The following is a 22,251-nucleotide window of genomic DNA, read 5'->3' as shown; positions in this document are numbered from 1 at the left end:
GCGCCGTTCTCGCCCTTAATTTCTATTCAATTGACCCTGTCCGGTCGGGGGGGGCCGGTCGCGGGGCTGGGATGCCCGCCCGGCGACCGGCCCACGACGAGTGCTCCGGTGGTTCATGGGGTGCGCCCCCGACCGCGTGCGGGACAGGGAAACGCGAGGGTGTCCCCGGGCCCGGCGCCGGTCGGGGGAGTGACCGGCGGCCGGGGTCCAGGGGGACGGCGCCGGCCCCGTCCCCACGGGTGTGACGCGCCGGGGCCGTCCCGCTCGAACGGCCTCGGGTCCCGGGTCGCCCATGGCCGGGAGGCCCGGGGCGACGTCATACGAACGACGCCGTTGCCGGACGTCGAGATGCTGAAGCCGGGCAAGCGTAAGGGGATTACTTGAGTCAAGCAACCTACTGAGGGGATTGCTTGAGTTAGGCAATGAGGAAGGTAGAGTGAGGAGCATGTCGCTGTCGCCGCCTCCGTCGTTCTGCAGCGGCCGGCGTCCGACTCCCGGACCGAGTGGCTCGCGGACAGCGGCCTGCCCCTCGGCGACGGCGTGCTGCGCGACCGGTACTGCGAGGCCGCGCGGAACGTGTACGCGGCCGGTGACGTGGCCCGCTGGCGCAACCCGCTGTTCGGCACCTCGATGCCCGTCGAGCGCCGCACGAACGCCGCCGAGCGCCGCCGAGCAGGGCATGGCCGTCGCCCGCAACCTCCTCGGGGCCGAGGGGCGCCGGCCGTTCGCGCCGGTGCCGTGCTTCTGGTCCGACCAGTACGGCGTGAAGGTCCAGGCGTACGGCGTGCTGCGCGGCCACGACCGGGTCGCGGTCGTGGAAGGCGACCTGGCCGAACGGCGGTTCGTGGCCGCCTACCGGGCCGGCGACCGGGTCACCGGCGTCCTCGCGGCCGGGATGCCGCCGAGGACGGTCCGGTGGTGGCGCCAGGTCGTCACGTCCGGCGCCGGACGGCACGAGACGTTCCCGCCCTGAACGCCCGCTCACCGGCCCTCACTTCACCCGCTCCACGCCACCAGACGTACCAGGACCGCAGAGAGGACACCGATGTCCACCCCCCACACCCCGTCCGGCCCCGCCTCCCTCGACCCGCGCGAGCTGGGCTTCGACCCCGAAGCCCTCCGCGCCCGCTACCGGGCCGAACGCGAACGCCGCATCCGGCCCGACGGCGCCGCGCAGTACCAGCGGATCGACGGTGAGTTCGCCTCCTACGACGACGACCCCTACGCCGACCGGGAGTTCACCCGCGAGCCGCTGCACGACCGCGTCGAGGCGGTCGTCGTCGGCGGCGGCTTCGGCGGGCTGCTCGCCGGGGCCCGGCTGCGGCAGGCCGGCGTCGAGTCGGTCCGGGTGATCGAGAAGGGCGGCGACTTCGGCGGGACCTGGTACTGGAACCGCTACCCCGGCATCCACTGCGACATCGAGTCGTACATCTATCTGCCGCTTCTCGAAGAACTGGGCTACGTCCCCCGGTGGAAGTACGCGCCGGGCGAGGAGATCCGGCAGCACACCCGCGCCATCGGCCGCCGCTTCGACCTCTACCGCGACGCCTGCTTCCAGACCGTCGTCACCGAACTGCGCTGGGACGAGACCGAGGTGGAGTGGATCGTCGCCACCGACCGCGGCGACCGCGTGCGGGCCCGCTATGTCGTCGTCTCCGGCGGCACGCTCAGCCGGCCCAAGCTGCCCGGCATCCCCGGCATCGACACGTTCCGGGGCCGCACCTTCCACACCAGCCGCTGGGACTACGCCTACACCGGAGGGGACGCCGACGGCGGCCTGACCGGCCTCGCCGACAAGCGGGTGGCCGTCATCGGCACCGGCGCCACCGCCATCCAGGTCGTCCCCCACCTCGGGGCCGACGCGGCCCACGTGTACGTCTTCCAGCGCACCCCCTCGACGGTCGACGTACGCGGCAACGGGCCCACCGACCCGGAGTGGGCGAAGACGCTCACCCCCGGCTGGCAGGGCAGGCGCATGGACAACTTCCTCCGGACCGTCACCGGCGTCCGCGACGGCACGGACCTCGTGAACGACGCCTGGACCAGCAGCGCCCGGCTGCAGGAGAAGCTCATCCCGACCGACGCCTACGCCGACGTACCGGAGGAGGAGCGTGAACGGGCCTACGAGATCGCCGACTTCCAGAAGATGAACGAGCTGCGCGACCGGGTGGCGCAGCTCGTCGAGGACCCGGAGACCGCCGAGAAGCTGAAGCCCTGGTACCGCTACATGTGCAAGCGGCCCACCTTCAGCGACCAGTACCTGCAGACCTTCAACCGGCCCAACGTCACCCTCGTCGACACGGCCGACACCCACGGCGTCGAGCGGATCACCGAGAAGGCCGTGGTGGTCGGCGGGGTCGCGTACGAGGTGGACTGCGTCATCTTCGCCACCGGCTTCGAGGTCGGCGTCTCCGGTCTGCTGTCCGGCCGGCTCCCGGCGTACGGCCGCGGCGGAACCGCTCTGCTGGAGACCTGGCGGACGGCCGGCCCGAGGACGCTCCACGGTTTCTACAGCCACGGCTTTCCCAACCTGTTCCAGCTCGGCCCCCTGCAGAACGCCGGCGCGGTCAACTACGTCCACATCCTCGACCAGCAGTCGGTCCACGTCGGCGAGGTCGTCGCCGAGGCCCGCAGGCGCGGCGCCCGGTACGTCGAGCCGACCGCCGAGGCCGAGGCCGCCTGGGTCGCCACCGTCCGGGAGAAGGCCGCCGACCTGTACCGGTTCCAGGCGGAGTGCACACCCGGCTACTACAACAACGAGGGCCGGCCCCGGCAGCGCAGCGAGGCGTACGGAGACGGCCCGGTCGCCTTCCACGAACTGCTCCGCCGCTGGCGCGCCGACGGAGGCATGGACGACGTGCTTGTGGGTGCCGAGCGCGAAGGGCGGGCGGGGGCGTGACCGGCTCCGGAGCGGCCCCGCGGGCGCGGGGCAACCGCTACGACGAGAGCGGCGAACTTCGTACCACCGGCGCCCGTTGGCAGGCGCGGCGGCTCAACCCGCCCACCCCGCTGTGGGGTTCCAACGGTGTCGCGTTCGGCCCGGACGGGCGGCTGTACGTGGCGCAGTTCCTCGCCGGGCAGATCAGCGCCGTCGACCCGGCCTCGGGGGACGTCGAGGTCGTCGTGCCCATGGACGGTCCGGTGCAGTCACCGGACGACCTCGCGTTCGGCGCGGACGGCTCGATGTACGTGGCCGACCTGGTGCCCGGCCGGGTGTGGCGCCGGACGCCGGTCGGGGAGTACACGCTGGTCAGCGATGAGGTGACGAACCCGAACGGCATCATGTGCGTCGGGGACCGACTGTTCGTCAACGAGATGAGGCCCGACGGCCGTCTGCTGGAGCTGTTCCCGGACGGCGGCGACCCGGTGGTCCTCACCCGGGGCCTGGCGCTCGGCAACGCGATGCAGCTCGGCCCGGACGGCCACATCTACTACCCGCACATGATCACCGCCCAGGTCTGGCGCATCCCACCGGACGGCGGTACGCCCGAGGTGGTCGCCGAAAACGTGCACGAACCGGTCGCGGTCCGCTTCGACCAGGGCGGTGTCCTGCACGTCCTCTCCCGGGGCGTCGAGGGCTTCGTCACCCGGATCGACCTGCACGGCAGCGGGACCCGCACGCTCCTCACCAGCGGTCTGAAGGGCCTGGACAACGCGGCCTTCGACGCCGAGAACCGTATGTTCGTCTCCAGCTTCGCCGCCGGCGGCGTCACCGAGCTGCACCCCGACGGCCGCACCCGCGAGATCGTGCGCCGCGGCTTCGGCGGCCCCTACGGCGTGACCGTCGACCTCGGCGGCACGGTCCACGCCGCCGACCACTACCGCCTGGCGAGCCCGGCGGTCACCGACGAGGGCGAGCCGCTCGGCCCGTCTCCGGCTGCGGGTCCCGGCGGGGTGCGGACCCGTCTCCTGCTGCCCTTCGCCCACGGCATCGTCGCCGACGGCGAACTGCTGCACCACACCTCGCAGTTCGGCACAGTGCGGACGTACGACACCGTGAGCGGGGCGGTCCGGGAGCGGGCGCGGGGGCTGGACCGCCCCATCGGCATCACGGTCGGACCCGGCGGTGCGCTCGTGGTCGCGGAGACGGGCGCGGGCCGGGTCCTCGCCCTCGGGGACGAGGACGGCCCCGGCTCCGTGAGCGTGCTCGCCGAGGGTATGGACCGGCCCACGGACGTGGTCCTCGACGCGGAGGGCCGTCTTTACGTCAGTGAGGAGCGGCTCGGCACGGTGCTCCGGATCGGGACGGACGGCGCCAGGGACGTCGTCGCGACCGGGCTCTCCGCACCGCAGGGACTGGCGGTCCTGGGCGCGGAACTCTTCGTGGTGGAGACCGGGCACCGCAGGCTGAGCTCCGTCTCCCTCGTCACGGGGGAGACGCGGATCGAGGCGGAGGAGCTGCCCGTCGGGCCGCCCCCGGGTGTCGTCCCCCGCACGGAACCGGCGCTGTTCGCGGACGTCATGCCCGGTCTGGCGCGCCGCTTCGCGGGCCTCGCGGCAGCGCCGGACGGAACCCTCCTGCTGTCCGCCAACGGCGAGGGAACGGTGCTGCGGCTGACGCGGAAGGGGGAGGGCCGACCGGAGCGCTGAATTTACTTGAGTTAGGCAACAAGATGGTAAAGTGGATCTCATGCCAGACCCCACGTCCCCCGCACCACCCCCCGAGTCCGCTTCCCCGGAAGTGATCGAGATCGAGCGGGCCCTGACGCGCATCACCTATCTCAGCACCCGGGCCCGGGCCCACGAGCGCCTGATGAGCCTGGCCGGGGTACCGCTCGACCGTGCCGCGGTGGCCCTGCTGCGGCAGATCGCCGACTCCGAGCCGCTGCGGCCGGGGGAGCTGGCCAACCGTCTCGGCGTCGAGGCGTCCCATGTCACCCGCCAGGTCCAGCAGTTGGAGAAGACCGGGTACGTCACGCGGGTGCCCGACCCGGACGACCGGCGCGCCCAGCGCATCGAGCTGACGGCGGCGGGCGGGCGGGCGATCGGCAGCATCCGCGAAGCGGGGGTGCGCGGTATGCAGATGGCGCTGTCCGCGTGGTCGCCCGAGGAACTGCGGCAGCTGGCGGGGCTCTTCCACCGGATGGTGGACGACTTCCTCGCCCACGCCAGCGAGCTGGGGGAGCAGGAGCAGGCGGGCGCGGTCCGGGGCGAGTGAGGTCCGGCTCCGGTACGGTCGCCGCCGCCCCTCCCGGCGCCGACCGGGCCCCGGGCGTCGCTCCTGCCCCGGCCCCGCCCCTCAGCCCGGGTACCCGAGCTGCCGCCTGATGTACGGCGTCATGAGCGTCTTCGCCTTCGCCAGCGTGGAGGTACGGCCGCCGAGCACCGCCGTCTCGCCCCCCGGCACCGGCAGGAGGGTGATGCCGTCGGCCGGCCCGAGCGGCACGATCAGCGGAGTCCGCCTGATCGGCCGGTACAGCCGCGGCTCCTTGCGGTGTCTGCCCGAATTCGCCAGATAAGCACGGATGTTGTGCGCGGCGATGTCCGCCTGGGCGAACGCGACGGGGGACACCTTCAGCTCACTGACGTCGTTGACGTCACCGACCGCGAACACGTCGAGGCGTCCGTCGACCCGGAGAGTCCGGTCCACCTTGACGTGCCCCGCCGCGTTGAGCCAGTCCCCGTGCCCGGCCAGCCGCAGCCAGAGCGTGTTCGGCGTGGTGCCGTTGGCCCAGAACGACAGGTCGGCCTCGATGAGACCGCCCCGCCCGTCCCGGTAGGTGCCGAAGTCGGGCCCGGGGGAGACGAAAGAGTCGAGCCGCACCTCCACGTCGTGCGCCTCCAGCCAGGTCAGGGCTCGCCGTCCCGCCCACTTGCTGCCGGTGGAGCTGAGCAGTTCGGACCCCGCGTGCGCGAGGGTGACCCGCGCGTCCGGCCGGGCCAGCCGGACCTCGGCGGCGAGCTCCACGCCGCCCGGCCCGCCGCCGACGATCAGGACGTGCTCGGCCGCGGCCACGCTCTCCTGGTGCGCGGCGAACGTCTTGCCCGCCTCCTCGGTGGTGGTGCCGAGGAAACGGGCCGGCTCCGGATAGTCCGCGCCGGTCGCGATCACGACCACGTCGTACGGCAGCCGCTCACCCGTCGCGAGGGTCACCCGCCGCTCGCCGGTGTCGATGCCGACCGCCTTGCCCGTCACGACCCGGCCGTTGCGCAACAGACGGTCGTACGGGATGAAGGGCGCCGTCGTCCACGCCTCGTGCACGCCCGCGCGCAGTGCGGCGATGCGGTGGAAGAAGACTTCCTTGCGGTCCACGAGGGTGACCCGTGCGACCTCGTCCAGCTGTCTGGCGAGGCGGATGCCTCCGTATCCGCCGCCTATCACGATGATTTCGCCGTCAGGCACGCCCGTTCTCCTGTGCTGTGTGGGGGGAGGAGCGACGAGCGTAACGCTTGAAACCTCAACCTAAGGGCGGAGTTCGTGTGTGTTGTGTGAAGCGGCAACGGGCGACACGAGTCAGCTGCTTCCCTAGGCTGGTGCCGTGACCGACAACGAGCGGCCCCTCGCCGTCTTCGACCTCGACAACACCCTCGCCGACACCGCGCACCGGCAGCGGTTCCTGGAGCGGAAGCCGCGCGACTGGAACGGATTCTTCGCCGCCGCACCGCAGGATCCGCCGTTGGCCGAAGGCGTCGCGCTGGCGCGGGAGAGCGCGCGGGAGTGCGAGGTCCTGTATCTGACCGGGCGGCCCGAGCGCTGCCGCCGTGACACCGTCGACTGGCTCGCCGCGCACGGGCTGCCCGAGGGGCGGATCCGGATGCGCCGCGACAACGACCGCAGACCCGCCCGCCGCACCAAGCTGGAGATCCTCCGTGACCTCGCCCGGACCCGCGAGATCCGTGTCCTCGTCGACGACGACGAACTCGTCTGCGTGGACGCGGAGCGGGCGGGCTTCACGGTCGTACGGGCACGCTGGGCCGCGGACTCCGCCGCGCTCAAGGCGGCGCAGGAAGGGGAAGGGCGGACCTGAGCGCCCGCCCTGACCCTTCCGGTCGGCCGGTCCAGCCGGTCAGTCGGTGTCGTCGTCCAGCCGGAAGCCGACCTTCAGGCCGACCTGGTAGTGCGCGATCTGTCCGTCCTCGATGTGCCCCCGGACCTGTGTCACCTCGAACCAGTCCAGGTTGCGCAGCGTCTGGGCGGCGCGGGCGACGCCGTTGCGGATGGCGTGGTCGACGCTCTCCTCCGAACTGCCGACGATCTCGGTGACCCGGTACACATGGTCGGTCATGCGGGTTCTCCCTTGTCGCGAGCTCCATCGTGGCCGATGCGCCACACGTCCTTCCACGGTGCCTCAGGCTCCGCCGGTTCGCGAGGGGGCAGGGGTGGGCGGGGGTGCGCTGTCGGGTGCGGGTGGGTGGGCTTCTCGCGCCGTTCCCCGCGCCCCTGAAAAGCAGTTCCCCGCGTCCCTGAAAAGCAGGGACTGCGTCCCGTGCTTTTCGGGTCCGCCACCGCACCCGCCCCCGTCAACGCACCCTCGTCCTCTGTCCCACCCCGCTCAACGACAGCGCGAACCGGCCCTGGTCATCCGTCCACCAGTGCGTCTGACCGCCCTTCCCGCTGGGCGCGCACCGCATCGCCGTGCGTGCTCAGCTCTTGAGGGCTTGCTCGATCCGCTCGAAGTTCTCAGGGCTGAAGTTGCCCCGGCTGATCTGCACGCTCCGGTTCTGTTTCGGCGTCACCACATTCGGATACGACGCCAGCTCCGGCACAGCGATCTTCCAGGTGGCCGCGATGCGCCCGAGGACGATCACCGCGTCACGGGACATGGCGCGGCGCACCAGGTAGAAGGCGAAGGACTGGGAGGGCAGTGTGTACGGGATCGGCCGCCACGATTGCGAATGGTAGCCGTGGTACTGCACGGCAAGGATCTGCCGGGCGAGTTCGTCATGACTGTGCCCCTGCTTCGTCAGGCCGTTCAGGGTCCGGGACCACCACCGCAGTCCTGGATGGTCCTTGTCGGGGTGCGTCAGGAAGTGGTTGGGGGTCCCGCCGGCGTTCGCGATGTGTTGCAGGGTTCGCTCGGTCACGCCGGGCCGGGCGTAGGCGGCCGGGTCTGCGTCGCTCACGCCTGGGTTTGCCAGCAGCATGACCAGGGGCGCGTCGTGGAGGCCGATGAACGGTTCCGGCGGGAGTGTCAGGTTGAGCTGGTACGGCGCGTGCGAGGGGTGGACTTGGGTGTCGGCGAGGGCTTGCAAGTGCGGCAGGTCTTCGGGGACCGCGTAGGGTGCGTTCCTGGTCGTGCGTGTCCACGGATTGAGCACCTGATCCCCCGCTATCCGCGTCGTCATGGCATGCAAGCCTACGAGCATCCTGCGAGCGGACCGTCACCGTGCCGGCCAGCCATCGGCGCAGGGAGCCCTTCCGACCCTGATCAGGTGGTGAGTTCGAGGGCAACGACGGCACGGACAGCGGCTGTGATCCGGGTGGTGCTGCAGCGGAGTTTCCGCAGGAGCCGCCAAGACTTGAGGATGGCCATGGCGCGTTCGCCGAGGCTGCGGATCTTGGCGTGATCGCGATTGCTCACCGGAACAAGCGCTATGGCGCGATGTTCGACGTGCTCGACCTCCGCTCGCTTCTCACCTCACCCGCCGACAAGCACGCGTGGGCGGCCCTCCTGAAAGAGCCGGAGAGGATCCGTCGACGACGAAGCCGAGCACCGGAGACCCCAGTCCCCCTCCCGGTCCATCAACACCGGCTTGCCCACCCGTTTCCCTTGAACGAAGACATAGGGGCACCCCCTGTTGTTGCCGAGCTGGTGAGTCAGTTGCTCGTGCCGGGTGTGGTGAGTGAGGTGAGGGTGGCGTCGAGGCGACGGGTGGCCTCTTCGGCGACCGGGCGCAGCGCGTCGAGTTCCGTGAGCGCGATCATCGTGTTCGGGTCGAGGACCTGTACGGCGGTGTGGTCGCCGTCGCGGCGGACGACGACGTTGCACGGAAGGAGCAGGCCGATCGAGCGGTCGGTGTCCAGGGCGCGGTGGGCCAGCGACGGGTTGCAGGCGCCGAGGATGACGTAGTCCTCCATGTCGTGGTCGAGCTTGGCCTTGAGAGTGGCGGCGACGTCGATCTCGGTGAGGATGCCGAACCCCTGCTCCGCGAGGGCGTCGCGCGTGCGGGCGACGGCGGTGGCGAAATCGGTGTCGAGCTGCACGGTCCGGTCGTAGCGCATGGCGTCGGCCTTTCTCGTCGTGGCATGGGCTGGACGGGTGTCCGGCCGTGTGCGAGGTACGCATGGGGTGTTTCTGGGGCTTTTCCCGCCTCGAAAAATACCCCCCGGGGTACTTATGCTACCGTCGATTACATACCCCCCGGGGTAATTCTTCACTGGAAGGGAGTACCTCCGTGTTCTTCGTCGACACGATCGAGGTGTCAGGGCTCGGCAACCGGAGCTATCTCGCGGGCGGTGAGGAGACCGCAGTGGCGGTCGACCCGCCGCGCGACATCGACAGAGTGATCGCGGCCGCTGCTCGGCGCGGGGTGCGGATCTTGCATGTCGTCGAGACCCACGTCCACAACGACTACGTCACCGGTGGGCTGGAGCTAGCCCGGGTCACCGGCGCCGACTACCTCGTACCCGCCGACGCCCGCGTCTCCTTCGAGCGCGTACCGGTGCACGACGGCGACCGGGCGGTCATCGACGGCGACGCCGGCCTGACCCTGCGCGCGCTGGCCACGCCCGGTCACACTCCGCACCACACCTCCTACGTGCTGGAGGAGAACGGCACGGCGGTCGTGGTGTTCACCGGCGGTTCGTTGCTGATCGGCACCGTCGGCAGACCGGATCTCGTCGAGCCACGGCTGACCGAACACCTCGCCCGAGCGCAGCACGCCTCGGTGAACCGGCTCGCCGCCGAGCTGCCCGAGGAGGCGACGGTCTTCCCCACGCATGGCTTCGGCAGCTTTTGTTCGTCATCCCAGGCGGAGGGCAGTGCCACGACCATCGGCAAGGAGAAGGTGTCCAACGAGGCCTTCACCCGGGACGTGGACACCTTCGTCGCCGACCTGCTGGCCGGGCTGGACGACATCCCTGCCTACTACGCGCACATGGGCCCGACCAACGCGGCCGGGCCCGCGCCCGTCGACCTCACCCCGCCCGCCGTCGCCGACGCGGACGAGATCGCCGCCCGGCTGGCCGCGGGGGAGTGGGTGGTGGACCTGCGTAACCGCGTCGCCTTCGCCGCGGGACACGTCTCCGGCTCGTTCAACTTCGAGGCCGAGGGGCAGCTCGCCACGTATCTCGCCTGGCTGATCCCGTGGGGCAGGCCGGTGACCCTGCTCGCGGAGTCCGCCGAGCAACTCGCCGTCGCCCAGCGCGAGCTGGTCCGCGTGGGTATCGACCGGCCGGCCGCCGCGGCCACGGGTGAGCCGTCGGCCTGGGTGCGCCAGGGTGAGGCACCGGCCTCCTTCCCGCGGGCGACATTCGTCGACCTCGCGAGCCGGCACCCGGCGGAGGGCGTCGTCGTCCTCGACGTCAGGCGTGCTTCGGAGCGTGCTGACGCGCACATCGAGGGCTCGGTCCACATTCCGGTTCACGACTTGCGTCGCCGCCTCCGTGAGGTCCCCGAAGGAGAGGTGTGGGTGCACTGCGCGGGTGGCATGCGCGCAGCCATCGCCGCCTCCCTGCTGGAGGCCGTCGGCCGCGACGTCGTCGCCGTCGACGACTCCTTCGATGAGGCCGAGAAGGCCGGGCTCACCGTCCGGAACTCCTGACGGGCGCGTGCGCCGCACAGGCCGGCCCTCAGCCGATCCGCCGTACCGAGATGGGAATCAGGAGCGAGAACCAGAAATGAGCATGTTCCGACGAGGTCAGGGAGTCCCGGGCCGGGTGACCGTGGCGGAAGCGGCCACGCGCACCGGTCACGGCGGCGCTGCCGACAGCGGAGGTGACGCCGTGCTGCTGGACGTGCGCGAGCCGTACGAGTGGCAGGCGGGGCATGCGCCCCGAGCCGTGCACCTGCCGCTGTCCGCGCTGGCCGCGGGGGCGGGGCTGCCCGCTCACGCGCAGGCGAGGCCCCTGATCGTGATCTGCCGCTCCGGTAGCCGCTCCCGGCAGGCCGCCGAGCTGCTGGCGGCCCGCGGCGCGGTGGCCGTGGACGTGATCGGAGGGATGCGCGACTGGGCGGGAGCGGGTCTGCCCGTGGTGGACATAAACGGCGGAAACGGCACCGTCGCGTGAGCGCTCTCATCCTCGCCCTGACCGCCGGGGCCGTGATAGGTCTGGCGCTCGGCGCGCTCGGGGGCGGCGGGAGTGTGCTGGCTGTCCCCGCCCTGATCTACCTGCTCGGCTTCAGTCCGGTGGGGGCCACGACCGCGAGCCTGGTCATCGTCACCCTGACATCGGCCACTGCCCTGCCCGCGCACGCGCGCGACGGTCACGTGCGCTGGAGGACAGGGCTTCTGTTCGCGGCAGCCGGGATCGGCCCGGCGATGCTGGGCGGCGCGCTCGCCGCCCGTGTCCCGGCGGCCGTGCTGACGGCAGCCTTCGCCGTGGTCGCGGGAGCAGCGGCCCTGCGCATGCTGCGGTCCAGGCCGGCGGAGGGTGCCGTGCCCGCGCGGCCGGTGCGGGCCGCGGGGGCAGGTGCCGGACTCGGCGCGGTTACCGGCGTGCTCGGGGTCGGCGGCGGCTTCCTCGCGGTACCGGCGCTGGTGGGCGTGCTCGGCATGCGGATGCGGAACGCGGTGGGTACCAGCCTGCTGGTCATCACCGTCAACTCGCTGGCCGCGCTGGCGACGCGCGCCGGTACGGTCGAGCGACTGGACTGGGCGGTCGTCGGCCCGTTCGTCGGCACCGCGATCCTCGGCGCGTGGGACGGGAAGCGGCTGACCGCGAAGGTCTCCGGGTACACGCTTCAGCGGGTCTTTGCCGGGGTGCTGTTGGCAGTGGCGGCCTTCATGCTGATCGACGCGGCGCTGTGACGGCCGCGGCGGCGCAAGCGCTCACGCCAGCGACAGGAACAGCTTCTCCAGCCGGGCGCGCATCGCGTTCGGGTCCTCACCGTTCCTCCGCCCGGAGTCGACGTCCGCAATGCACTGCTGCAGGCCGGTCGCGATGATCGCGAAACCTGCGCGGTCGAGCGCACGGGAGGCCGCGGCGAGCTGCGTGACGACGTCCTCGCAGTCACGTCCCTCCTCGATCATCCGGATCACACCGGAGATCTGACCCTGCGCGCGGCGCAACCGGTTCAGCACGGCCTTCAGGTCCGCGCCCTCAAGCTCCAGCTCCACGACCACTCCTCAAGAAATACCCCTAGGGGTACTGTACGTCCCGGCCCGGGACGGCGTCGACCAGCAAAGGATCACATCTGCCATGACCGACACCCCCGTCACCCTCGGTGCCGGCCACGCCCGCACCCGGCTGCACGAGCTCACCGTCATCGACGTGCGCACGCCCGCCGAGTACGCCTCCGGCCACCTGCCCGGAGCCCTGAACATCCCCCTTGGCCACATCCGGAGCGCCCTGCCGGAGATCCGGCACGCCGCCGAACGAGGAGACGTCCTTCTCGTGTGCGCCTCCGGCGCCCGCTCCGAGAACGCCTGCGAGCTGCTGGCCGAGCAGGGCATCCCAACCGCCACCCTCGCCGGCGGCACCGGCGCCTGGGCCGCCGAGGGGCACGACCTGCACACACCGGCCGCCGGCGACACGCGGGCGGGCTGGAGCTTGGAACGCCAGGTCCGCTTCACCGCCGGCAGCTTGGTCCTGCTCGGTATCCTCCTCGGCCTGTTGGTGCACCCGGGCCTCCTGCTGATATCGGCCGGCATCGCGGGTGGCCTTGTCTTCTCCGCCCTCACGAACACCTGCGGCATGGCGGCCGTGCTCGGCAAGCTGCCCCACAACCGCCCGCGCGCGGCCGACCTGGACGCCACGCTCGCCGCTCTGCGCAACCGCTGAGCGGCGCGTTCCCGGGCGCCCCAGGATTTCGGAGTCAACTCGCCGACCATCATGTGCAGGAACACCACCATGATCGTCGCTCGGGCGCTTGGTGGGCCCCAGCATCGGGTGGGCGATCTTCCTGTCCAGCTGGCCGCGCTGAGGAGCTCGCGGATCTTCCCCTAGGGGGGAAAATGCCGCAAAGGGTGAAGTGGCTTGCGCGGGGTGCGCATTGCACCGGCCCCTCCGGCGGTCGGCAGGTTTCCGTTTCCCGGGAATGTCGCGGCTGTCCCGTATCGGGGTGCAGCGCGGGTAGGCCCTTCCGTACCCGTACCGGTCAGAAGAGGCACGTAATGGATCCATGGCTGATCTGGTTGATCATCGCAGCCGTGTTGGCTGCGGCGGAGATCTTCACCCTGACTGCTGCGCTCGGAATGCTGAGTGCGGCCGCCTCGGTCACGACGCAGCCAAGACCGAGGCCGTCACTGCCAACGCCCTCCCGTCTCACCCGCCTCGCTGACGGCCGACGGCGTCTCCGCCAGGGCAACTCGCACATCGGCGTGGCTGTGTTGGCTTGGTTCCTCACCAGGGCGAACGTTGCCTGATGCGGCACTAGCAATTGCACACTCGTCAACCCTGCGCCGCCTGTGTGCACTCGTGCGGAGACATCTCGCCACCGGACCGCTGCTGCTTCGCGCGGCGCCGGTTCCGTCTGCCGAAGGAACGAGTGGGACCGGAGCGGCGGACAACCCGAAAACGTCACCGTCTCGGCCCTGGCGTTACTCGGGCGGGCTGATCGTAAGCACCATTTCAGAAGCAAGCGGCCAGTGCCCGCCACCCCTCGCCAGGGCGAGGGGTGGCTGTTCACCCATGAGGGGCCTCCTGCCGAAGCGGACAGCCGCCGGCGCCTGGACAGCCGCTGCCTGCAGGTGTCGCTCGTGTCGACGCCGGCGGCTTCCGGCCATAGCGGGCCACGAGATCCAGCACCTGTACTCGCGCTGGTGAGAGACGGACAGGTCGACGATCTGGTGCTGCAGCCCCATCAGTGGTCGGGCGTCAGAGCGGTCGGTGGACCAGCGGTGACGCCGCCGTCCAGGATGAACTCCGTGCCGGTGGAGTAGGTGGCGTCGGCGGCGATGAAGAGCACCATGCGGGCGACCTCCTCGGGCTCACCGAATCGAGGGAGGGGCTGCGCGGCCGTGAAGGACTCGTCGAAATCGGCCGTCATCGCAGTGCGCACCGCACCGGGATGGACCGAGCAGACTCGGATCCCGTCCGGGGCCAGTTCCAGCGCTGCGGCCTTGGTCAGGCCGCGCAGTCCCCACTTGCTGGCCACATAGGCTCCGATACCTGCGTAGCCGGTGAGGCCAGCGAGTGAGGAGATGTTCACGATCACGCCTCCACCAGCCCGACGAAGGGAAGGGGCAGTCGTACGCATGCCCAGCCAGGAGCCCTGGAGGTTGACGTCGATGACACGGCGGAAGGATTCGAGGGACTGTTCCTCGATGGTTCCCCATTCGAGGATGCCGGCGTTGTTCACCAGCACCGAGACCGGGCCCAGCTCCCGCTCCGTCCCGGCCACCACCGTCTGCCAGCCGTCCTCGGCGCTGACGTCCAGGTGCGCATACCGGGCAGGGGCACCGAGTTCGGCCGCCAGCTTTTCCCCTTCGGGGTCGAGGACATCGGCGACCGTCACAGCAGCGCCTTCCGTGGCTAGCAGACGTGCCACGGCGGCCCCGATCCCTCTGGCTCCACCGGTGACGATCGCCACTCGCTCGTTGAGACGTCCCATCACGACCTCCTGAACCGATGTTCGACGAAGATTCGTCGGGAAACGACGGTCGGTCAGGAGGTCGCGCAGACGACTTCGACGAAGTGGCCCACCTGGTCCTCGGGAAGGTGACGTGCGAGGTCCGCCTCGCTGATCATGCCGACGAGGCGATGGTCGTCGATCACCGGCAGACGACGGATCCTGTGCTCCTCCATGGTGTGCAGGACCTGGCCGGCATCGGCCTTGGCATCGATCGTGATCGGTTTGCCCTGCTCCAGCTGACCGGCGGTCATGGTTCTGGGGTCCTTGCCCCTGGCGAGACACTTCACCACGATGTCGCGGTCCGTGATGATGCCGTGGAGTCGGTCGTCCGGCCCGCAGATCGGCAGGGCCCCCACGTCCAGTTCTTTCATCCTGCGCGCCGCGTCCTGAAGCGTTTCGCCTTCCTGTACGCAGGTGGCACCGGCGTGCATGATCTCCTGGGCAGTCGTCATGGTGTGTCCTTCCGGCGTGGGCTGTCGGCGCGGGAGGAACTCGTGGAGTCTGACCCGCCCCGGCCGGTCTCGTCCTCATGACCAGTGTCGGCTCCTCTCTGCCCTTACGCATGCCGGGGAACACGGTCACGTCATCGCGTGGCGGTGCGCTCGACGACGTCCCTGGCCGTCAGCGGGCCCCACTCGGCGGGCGTTCCGGTCACGCATGTCTGAAGCCGCATGACGACATGACCGAGGCCGGGCAGGCACAGGCGATCACCAGACCGTTGGGAGACAGCGGCTCCGTACCCAGCGGGTTCTGGAGGGGAGGCAGGTAGACGTCGGCTGCCTGGAAACCGAAGGCTGCCGCGACGAGCAGGAACGGGTGGGCCAGGCTGCCCGGGAGCTGAGTGCCACCCTGCGGCCGGCGGGGGCATGGGCGACCAGATGCCGCTAGCAGTCCATGATCCTCCTGCTGCTCGGGGCGACCCAGCTCGGCATGCCACCCTTGCTCGCTCAGGGCTGAGCGCCGTCGCGGCCGTGGTCGGCGGCGTATGCGGCGAACACTTCCGTCGGCGGGCGGCCCGTGTGGAGGAAACGCTGGTCGAGGATGGCGGCGAGGTCCTTCAGCGCGCCGGCGAGCAGCGCGCCGGCCAGCCGCACCTCCGGCCGCTCCGCCGCCTGCCCGCGTTGGGCGAGCACGGCGGCGTAGCCGACCATGGCCGCCAGCGAGGAGTGGTCCTCCCCGTCATGGAAGTAGTACGCCTCGGCGTACTGGGTGAAGTCGATGCGGACGCGGGCGATGTCGGTGGCCAGGCTGTCCAGCAGTAGCGCCCCCGCAGTGCAGTCGATCTGCCGTGTCGTCGGATCCGCGTCGCGCAGCAGAGCCAGCCGGACGGCCAGGACCCTCCTGCGGGTCAGCGCCGGGTAGATCTCCAGGACCCAGGAGACGGTGGCCGTCAGGAGAGCGAAACCGATGAGGGCTTCGAGCGGTGAGACCAGGCGGAGCCAGGCCTCGTCGGGTGCGATGTCGCCCAGTCCCAGGGTGGCCACCGTGACGAGCGACAGGTACACGGAGTCGAGCAGTGCCGGCTGCTGTGCTGCCTGGGACCCGGGGGAGAAGGTGAATGCGCCGGGCATGTGGGGCCAGTAGACGATCGCCCAGCCGAGTACGACGGTGACGGCCCACATGCTCACGACCGTGACCATGGCCAGCGGCCCGACGAGCCCGACCACGCGGCCGGGCGCACGCAAGCGCCGGGCGAGGCGCCACAGTGCTGTCATCACGAGGCGGCTCAGGCCACCGTGGCGCGTGGGGTGCCAGAGCGTGTGGAACAGGTCCCGAAGGGTGACCATGACGAGCCCGGCACCGACCAGCGAGACCAACCACTTCACAGCGTCTCCCACGGCCCTTTGGCATGAAACGGAAACCCACCTCGGAGCCTAGGCCGCGTACGGCGCGTGAGGGCTCGGATGCGGGTACGCCACGCTCATTCGCTCGGATCATCCGCCTTCAGAACGAGCGTGCAGGACTCCCCGGGCGCCACGGTCACGGCCCGGTCCGCCAGCACCACGCGGATCGCCGACTCCTCCGAGTCGGGCACGCCGATCTCCAGCCGCCCGCTCAGGCGCCGTATGCGCACCCCCCAGTGGCCGCGATAGCGCAGCGAGAATCCGTACTCGGAGAGTGCGGGAAGAGGCACGGGGTCCAGCCACAGCGCGTCCTCGCGCGTCTCCAGTCCGGTCAGGCCGCGTTGGACCAGGTCGAGGGTTCCGGCCATGGCCCCGAGATGAATGCCTTCACCAGTTGTGCCGCCCTGTATGTCGGCGATGTCTGCCTCCAGGGCCTCCTGGACGTACTGCCATGCCTCGGCTCGTCTGGCCTTGGCGAGGACCAGGCCGTGGACGAGGCCGCTGAGTGTGGAGCCGTGGCTGGTGCGCCGGAGGTAGTGGTCGACGGTCCCGCGCCAGACCTCGTCATCCAGGTCGTAGCCGAGTCGCTCGAACAACTGCCGCAGCTCGCGCGGTGAGAAGAGGTAGCCGAGCATGAGGACGTCGGCCTGTTTGGACGCTTTGTAGCGGTTGACCGTGTCGCCCTCGGCCTCCAGGATCCGGTCCAGCCGTCGGACGCTGTCGTAGCGGGTGCGGTAGGCGTCCCAGTCCAGCTCGGTCAGATCGTCGTAGCCCTCGAACTGGCTGATGACGCCACGGTGGAACGGCACCCACAACCGTCGGGAGATCTCCTCCCACTCGGGGGGTTCGTCGTCGTCCAGCCGGATGCGATCGAGTAGTTCCTGCCGGCGCCATGCGGGAAGGCGCCGCAGGAGGTCCAGGGCGCGGCCGAGCACCCAGGCGGCGGTGACGTTGGTGTACGCGTTGTCGTTCAGCCCTGGCAGAGCGGCATCCGGGTAGGAGTCGTGGTACTCGTCGGGGCCGACGACTCCGCGAATGTGGTAGCGCTCCGTCTCCGGCTCGAACACCGCGAGGTCCGCCCAGAAGCGGGCGATCTGCAGGAGTATCTCCGCACCCTTGGTGTGCAGGTATTCGGTGTCGCCGGTGGCCTCGCAGTACTGCCACACGTTGTACGCGATTGCCGAGCCCACGTGGTGCTGGAGCCGGGAGTGGTCCGGCAACCAGCGCCCCGAGTGGGGGTTGAGATGCCACTCCTGGGTTTCCTCGCGGCCGTCGCTGCCGCTCTGCCAGGGGTACATCGCCCCGACCCGGCCGATCGCGGCGGCGGCCCGGCAGGCCCGTGGGAGGCGTCGGTACCGGTAGTTCAGGAGGGCCCGGGAGACCTCGGGGAAGTGCAGGTTGAGGTACGGCAGGACGAACAGCTCGTCCCAGAAGACGTGGCCCCGGTACGCCTCGCCGTGCAGCCCCCGGGCGGGGACGCCCACGTCCAGGTCCGCAGTGTGCGGGGTCAGCGTTTGCAGGAGGTGGAAGAGGTGGAAGCGCAGGACGCGCCCGGACTGACCGGGAACCTGGATCTCCGCGCGCCGCCACAACCGCTCCCAGGCCGCGACGTGGGAGTTCAGCAGGCCAGCGAAGTCCGCCGCCGAGGACACTCGGTCGACCGCCGCCTCGAGAGGGTCGCTGATGGCCGTGTCGTGTGAGGTGTGCAGCGCCACGGTCTTCTCCACGGCGGCGGGACGGCCGGGAGCGAGTGGGAGCACCAGGCGGTGAACGGCACGGTGGCGGGCTGGGCGGAGCTCCGACGAGGCCGGTGGCCGGTCGGTGACGACGGTCCGGGCGGCCATGGCGACACTGATGTCGGAGGTGGTGGTCCGGCATGTCAGCCAGACGGTGTGGGGGTCCCGCGTCCCGGTCCGCACCTGGGTCAGCTGGTGGTGGTTGAGGGCACGGTAGCGGTGCACATTGCCGTTGGTCACTTCGCCGTCGAGGCAGGACTCGATCTCGACCTCTCCCGACCAGTCCTCGGCGGTGAAGACCGTCCGTAGTGCGGCCAGATGAGGATCACCCATGTGCACCAGGCGGGTCTGCTCGACAGCGACCACACCTGCCCCCTCGTCCCGGTGGTGGAAGGCACGGGTGAGTGTGGCGCGGCGCAGATCCAGGGTGTGCCGGTGGTCCAGGAGGGTGTGCGGACGGGGGGAGAACCAGGGGCCCCACGCACCATCGGCGCGGCGCAGGCGGAACCGCAGGAGCAGCCAGTTCGGGAGGTTGACCAGATCCTCGTTCACCACCTGTCGTCCCGCAATCGTCGACTCCGCGCGGTTGTAGCATCCGGCCGCGTAGGTTCCCGGGTAGTGCACCAGGCCCGCCCGGCACTCCGGCACCGCGCCTCTTGTGGCGAAGTAGCCGTTGCCGAGCGTGCAGAGCGATTCCCGTAGCCGTTCGGCAGCGGGGTCGTACCCCTTCCACTCCCACGTCCACTCCGACATCCGTCGCCCTCCTCAGTTCGGAAGCCGTGGGAGCTGGCCTGTACGGCGAACCTCAGACTCGATGAGGGACGACGGCGACCGGGCACGCGGAGTGGTGCAGGAGGGCGTGGGCGACACTGCCGAGTTGCAGACCGAAGTGCCCGTGTCGGCGCAGAGCGCCGACGACGATCAGGTCGGCATCGGCCGACGCCTCCAGCAGGACACGGTGGGCGGGGCCCTCGACCGCGCGGCGGCCGACATCGACCTCGGGGTGCTCCCGTACGACCTCGCGTAGCGCGTCGTCGAGGGTGGCCGAGACTTGCTCCTCGGGCGCCACGGCGGCGTCCGCCGCGAGCCGAGGGTCCCCCGGGACGGACTCTGCGGCAGGGGAGCCCGGTTCGTGAATCGGACTGCGCCAGGCCCGTACGGCGGTCAGGGCGCAGCCCCGCGCCTCGGCCTCGCGTGCGGCGAACCGTACGGCACCCGTGCCGCCGGTCGCATCGCCGACTCCCACCACGACCCGGCCCAGGGACCCCTGGAGGTTGCGCTCCTCGCCTCGGACGACGATGACCGGGCACATGGCACGAGCCGCCACCGTGAGGCTGACCGACCCCAGCAGCAGCCCGGCGACCTCGCCGCGCCCACGTGCGCCCGTGACCAGGGCGAACGCCTCGGACCCGGCCCGCAGCAACGTGGAGACCGCATCGGCGGCCACTACGTCGGTGGACACCTTCACCTCGGGGTCGCGAAGCCGGGCGCGTTCCGCGCAGGAGGCGACGATGTTCTGCGCCATGACCTCTCCGGCGGGGCGATCGGTGCTGAAGGAAGGCCGGACTCTTTCGTAACGCTCCCAGAGGGAGGCATGGACGAGCCGCAGCGGCAGTCCGAGGCGGGCCGCTTCGTCCACCGCCCAGTCGGCTGCCAGCAGACTGGAGTCCGATCCGTCGACGCCCACGACCAGCGGGAGTTCCATCGGGGCCACCGCCTTCCGTCCCGTTGCTGACAAACCCCCTCTGAATACCGTCGCACCGCCCGCGCGCCGCCGCGACATACGGGCAGGCGCTCGGACCCGGGGGCCGTCACCGGGTTGCGGAGCCTCGGGTCCCGACGACGCTGGAGACGCACGGCCCCACCAACCACCGAGCGCTCCTCGAGCACCTGGGACATCCGAGCTTGCCGAGGAGGGGGCGGTGACCGCCGAGGAGCACATGACCGCTCCCGGGGTTACGGGTCCACCCTCGACGTCTGGGCGTGGACCCCCGCCGTGGACAGTCCCGGGTCAGGGTTCGATGTCGAGTACCTCCGAGACAGCGCGGCGCGGCGTGATGGGGCCGGTGGGGCCGTAGCCCAGGCGTAGCAGGATCTGCGTGTAGCCCGTCCCGGTCATCGGGTCGCGCACTGGCCAGCGCAGGTCCGTCCATTCGAGAGGCTGGGTCACGAAGGAGCTGGCGAGGCCCTCGTGGGTGGTCAGCAGCAGGACGCGTTCCATCGCCTGGCCGGCGCGGAGCCAGTCCTCCGGGCGGTCGTGATCCGTGCTGACGAGAGCCAGTTGAGGGTTCTGCTCGAAGTCCGCCGCGTCACGTCCCGCCACCTGCCGGGGGCCGGCGAAGTCGCGCATGGGCGCCTTGCCCCCTCGCTTGCGCGGCCCGAAGGCGTAGTGCGGGACTCCGTCGTCGGCGGTGCTCACCGACGGGGCGTCGATACGCGTCCACCGGGCCAGGTCCTGGTCGCTGCCGCGGTCGGTGATGTTGCGGGCCTCGGCTTCCTGAACCAGTTCCAGCACTTCCCACAGATGCCATGAGTCGGGGAACGTCAGTGCCGCTCCCTCGACGCGAGCACTCGCGGCGAGAGCCTCCCGCACGGCCTCGGGGATCCGTCTCTCCTCGAACGGGTATCGGCTGCTGTGCCGTTGGCGGATCGCCGGATACAGCGCGCCGAGGCCGCTCACATCCTTCGTACGGCCGGCCAACCGCACGCTCGCGAGGAGTGCCCGGTCGGTGAGGTCGGGCAGTAGCCGGGTTTCCGGGTGCCAGCCCGCGTGGGCGATGGCGGCCCTCAGGTTCAACAGGGCGGCACCGCAGCCGAGATGAAGGCCGCGGGTGTCGGGGTCGGAGTGCGGCATGGCGCGCTCGAAGTCGGCCCACACCTCGAAAGCGCGGCTCTGCCGGAGATAACGGAAGTGCCAGGGCTGCGCGTTGTGCATCGACGGCGCGGCCGACGCGTCGCTTACCACGGCGGCCACCCACTCGTCGGATGGTGCTGGCTGGCTCATCGGAACACCCTTCGAGAGCCGTCGGGACGGGAGCGCTCTTCGGTGGCCGGCGCCTGGTCATCCATCGGCTGGAGTGATGCGGCGGCCGGTGAGGTCTGCGGGCCGGATCGACACCCACATCTCGCGTTCACCGCCCGGCCATGGCGTGGTGTGGGCGTGTTCGGTGAGCCTGCGCACGGCGTCAGGCTCCGTCACGACGCTCGCGGGGCCGACGGCGAGGACGCTCCAGCCCTGACTCAGGGCCTCGTCCATGTGATCGACCTCGAAGGCGACCTCGGTTCCGACGGCTGCCGCGGGTGTGAGGTTCGGCGCGGTCCGGAAGACGATCGCGTCATCGATGACGTCGTAGTTGACCGGCACGACCGCCGGGCGGCCGTCGGGCGCAGACACGGCGATGCGCCCCACGCCGTGGGTGGAGAGCAACGTGCGGCATTCCTCCGGGCCGATGTCCCGCAACTGAGGATGCAGCAGTGCCTGTCCTTGGCCGGGTGGCAGATCCATTCCTCCGCCGCGCAGCGTGGTGACGGTGGTGCCCAGCGCGTCGGCCAGCCTGATGAGGCTCGCCACACTCGGGTCGGCAGGCCGTGACTCCAGGTACTCCAGGTAGCCGGGGGACATTCTGGCGCGGCGGGCCGTCTCCTCGCGGCTGAGCCGCTGTCGGTGGCGTTCGAGGGCCACGCGTCGGCCGATGTCACCGGGGCCGGGTGCCCCGGGCGACACCTCCGCCTCGGCCGTGTGGGGGCCGGAGGGGGTGTGGGTGCTCCCGGGCTGTGCGTGTTCGAGATGGTGGATGTGTGCGTCGGGCCCGGGGAACACGAGCGTCACTTCGTCAGTGTCCGACCAGCGCACGTCGTAAGGAGGCGTTCCGTCCTCGTGATGGAGTCCGACGATCTCGCCGTCGCGCTTGGCGGCGCCGGTCGTCGTGCGTTCGATGACGAGTTGGTCGCCGAGGTGAGCTCGCATGACGTCCGCCCTCTCCTCAGAATGGTGCT

General features: G+C 70.8%; 20 protein-coding genes and 3 pseudogenes. 10 read left to right on the top strand and 13 right to left on the bottom strand.

What is annotated here, in order from left to right; translation table 11 throughout:
* Positions 1–453 precede the first annotated feature (453 nt).
* The 4 genes and pseudogenes from ACFU5F_RS07155 to ACFU5F_RS07140 form a co-directional block, all read left to right on the top strand.
* A pseudogene (locus ACFU5F_RS07155) lies at positions 454–973 on the top strand (oxidoreductase C-terminal domain-containing protein); the annotation flags it as partial.
* A gap of 72 nt (positions 974–1,045) precedes the next feature.
* Positions 1,046–2,899 (top strand): flavin-containing monooxygenase, encoded by a 1,854-nt coding sequence (locus ACFU5F_RS07150; protein ID WP_383883115.1) that lies wholly within the window; start codon positions 1,046–1,048, stop codon positions 2,897–2,899.
* Positions 2,896–4,590, top strand: coding sequence for a hypothetical protein (locus ACFU5F_RS07145; protein ID WP_383883112.1), 1,695 nt, complete (start codon positions 2,896–2,898; stop codon positions 4,588–4,590). Before ACFU5F_RS07150 ends, ACFU5F_RS07145 begins: the two co-directional genes overlap by 4 nt.
* A 40-nt stretch (positions 4,591–4,630) precedes the next feature.
* The gene (locus ACFU5F_RS07140; RefSeq protein ID WP_383883109.1) at positions 4,631–5,158 is read left to right on the top strand and encodes a MarR family winged helix-turn-helix transcriptional regulator; all 528 of its coding nucleotides are present in this window, start codon (positions 4,631–4,633) and stop codon (positions 5,156–5,158) included.
* An 81-nt stretch (positions 5,159–5,239) separates the two neighbouring features.
* On the opposite strand, the gene ACFU5F_RS07135 is transcribed toward ACFU5F_RS07140, so the two are convergent.
* Complete coding sequence (locus ACFU5F_RS07135) at positions 5,240–6,343, bottom strand: NAD(P)/FAD-dependent oxidoreductase (protein WP_383883107.1); 1,104 nt, start codon at positions 6,341–6,343, stop codon at positions 5,240–5,242.
* Between the two features lie 136 nt (positions 6,344–6,479).
* Here ACFU5F_RS07135 and ACFU5F_RS07130 point away from each other — a divergent pair, with 136 nt between their 5' ends.
* Entirely contained in the window at positions 6,480–6,968 is a 489-nt protein-coding gene (locus ACFU5F_RS07130; protein ID WP_383883104.1) for a hypothetical protein, read from the top strand.
* Between the two features lie 39 nt (positions 6,969–7,007).
* Here the strand turns inward: ACFU5F_RS07130 and ACFU5F_RS07125 are convergent, their stop codons facing one another.
* From ACFU5F_RS07125 to ACFU5F_RS07110, 4 genes and pseudogenes are all read right to left on the bottom strand, one after another.
* Positions 7,008–7,226 (bottom strand): dodecin, encoded by a 219-nt coding sequence (locus ACFU5F_RS07125; RefSeq protein WP_383883101.1) that lies wholly within the window; start codon positions 7,224–7,226, stop codon positions 7,008–7,010.
* Positions 7,227–7,584: 358 nt separating this feature from the next.
* Entirely contained in the window at positions 7,585–8,286 is a 702-nt protein-coding gene (locus ACFU5F_RS07120) for a hypothetical protein (protein ID WP_383883098.1), read from the bottom strand.
* A gap of 83 nt (positions 8,287–8,369) precedes the next feature.
* Positions 8,370–8,516 (bottom strand): annotated as a pseudogene (locus ACFU5F_RS07115) (IS5/IS1182 family transposase); the annotation flags it as partial.
* Positions 8,517–8,758: 242 nt separating this feature from the next.
* On the bottom strand, positions 8,759–9,163 hold the full coding sequence (locus ACFU5F_RS07110) for a DUF302 domain-containing protein (protein ID WP_383883096.1): 405 nt from the start codon (positions 9,161–9,163) through the stop codon (positions 8,759–8,761).
* Positions 9,164–9,336: 173 nt separating this feature from the next.
* Here ACFU5F_RS07110 and ACFU5F_RS07105 point away from each other — a divergent pair, with 173 nt between their 5' ends.
* From ACFU5F_RS07105 to ACFU5F_RS07095, 3 genes are all read left to right on the top strand, one after another.
* Positions 9,337–10,704, top strand: a complete 1,368-nt coding sequence (locus ACFU5F_RS07105; protein ID WP_383883093.1) for a rhodanese-like domain-containing protein — start codon at positions 9,337–9,339, stop codon at positions 10,702–10,704.
* Between the two features lie 76 nt (positions 10,705–10,780).
* Positions 10,781–11,170, top strand: coding sequence for a rhodanese-like domain-containing protein (locus ACFU5F_RS07100; protein ID WP_383883090.1), 390 nt, complete (start codon positions 10,781–10,783; stop codon positions 11,168–11,170).
* Entirely contained in the window at positions 11,167–11,910 is a 744-nt protein-coding gene (locus tag ACFU5F_RS07095) for a sulfite exporter TauE/SafE family protein (protein WP_383883089.1), read from the top strand. Before ACFU5F_RS07100 ends, ACFU5F_RS07095 begins: the two co-directional genes overlap by 4 nt.
* Before the next feature lie 21 nt (positions 11,911–11,931).
* Here ACFU5F_RS07095 and ACFU5F_RS07090 read toward each other — a convergent pair whose 3' ends face one another.
* Positions 11,932–12,219: a metal-sensitive transcriptional regulator gene (locus ACFU5F_RS07090; protein WP_383883147.1), complete on the bottom strand. Its 288-nt coding sequence runs from the start codon at positions 12,217–12,219 to the stop codon at positions 11,932–11,934.
* 82 nt (positions 12,220–12,301) lie between these two features.
* Between ACFU5F_RS07090 and ACFU5F_RS07085 the strand changes: the two genes are divergently transcribed.
* Positions 12,302–12,883 (top strand): rhodanese-like domain-containing protein, encoded by a 582-nt coding sequence (locus tag ACFU5F_RS07085; RefSeq protein WP_383883086.1) that lies wholly within the window; start codon positions 12,302–12,304, stop codon positions 12,881–12,883.
* A 332-nt stretch (positions 12,884–13,215) separates the two neighbouring features.
* Positions 13,216–13,323, top strand: a pseudogene (locus tag ACFU5F_RS07080) (NfeD family protein); the annotation flags it as partial.
* Positions 13,324–13,904: 581 nt separating this feature from the next.
* On the opposite strand, the gene ACFU5F_RS07075 reads toward ACFU5F_RS07080, so the two are convergent.
* From ACFU5F_RS07075 to ACFU5F_RS07045, 7 genes are all read right to left on the bottom strand, one after another.
* Complete coding sequence (locus tag ACFU5F_RS07075; RefSeq protein WP_383883083.1) at positions 13,905–14,654, bottom strand: SDR family oxidoreductase; 750 nt, start codon at positions 14,652–14,654, stop codon at positions 13,905–13,907.
* Between the two features lie 53 nt (positions 14,655–14,707).
* Positions 14,708–15,127 carry a CBS domain-containing protein gene (locus ACFU5F_RS07070; protein WP_383883080.1) on the bottom strand — a complete coding sequence of 140 codons (420 nt, stop codon included), beginning with the start codon at positions 15,125–15,127 and terminating at the stop codon, positions 14,708–14,710.
* Between the two features lie 495 nt (positions 15,128–15,622).
* Positions 15,623–16,501, bottom strand: a complete 879-nt coding sequence (locus ACFU5F_RS07065) for a potassium channel family protein (RefSeq protein WP_383883076.1) — start codon at positions 16,499–16,501, stop codon at positions 15,623–15,625.
* Positions 16,502–16,596: 95 nt separating this feature from the next.
* On the bottom strand, positions 16,597–19,008 hold the full coding sequence (locus tag ACFU5F_RS07060; protein ID WP_383883073.1) for a glycoside hydrolase family 65 protein: 2,412 nt from the start codon (positions 19,006–19,008) through the stop codon (positions 16,597–16,599).
* Between the two features lie 52 nt (positions 19,009–19,060).
* Complete coding sequence (locus ACFU5F_RS07055; RefSeq protein WP_383883070.1) at positions 19,061–19,960, bottom strand: universal stress protein; 900 nt, start codon at positions 19,958–19,960, stop codon at positions 19,061–19,063.
* A gap of 306 nt (positions 19,961–20,266) precedes the next feature.
* Positions 20,267–21,259 carry an Acg family FMN-binding oxidoreductase gene (locus ACFU5F_RS07050; RefSeq protein WP_383883067.1) on the bottom strand — a complete coding sequence of 331 codons (993 nt, stop codon included), beginning with the start codon at positions 21,257–21,259 and terminating at the stop codon, positions 20,267–20,269.
* 57 nt (positions 21,260–21,316) lie between these two features.
* Positions 21,317–22,222, bottom strand: coding sequence for a DUF1918 domain-containing protein (locus ACFU5F_RS07045; protein WP_383883064.1), 906 nt, complete (start codon positions 22,220–22,222; stop codon positions 21,317–21,319).
* Between the last annotated feature and the right edge of the window lie 29 nt (positions 22,223–22,251).

Source organism: Streptomyces sp. NPDC057438 (genome assembly GCF_042802995.1).
In the GTDB taxonomy this organism is placed as follows: domain Bacteria; phylum Actinomycetota; class Actinomycetes; order Streptomycetales; family Streptomycetaceae; genus Streptomyces.
This window is presented reverse-complemented; position numbering and strand designations above follow the sequence as displayed.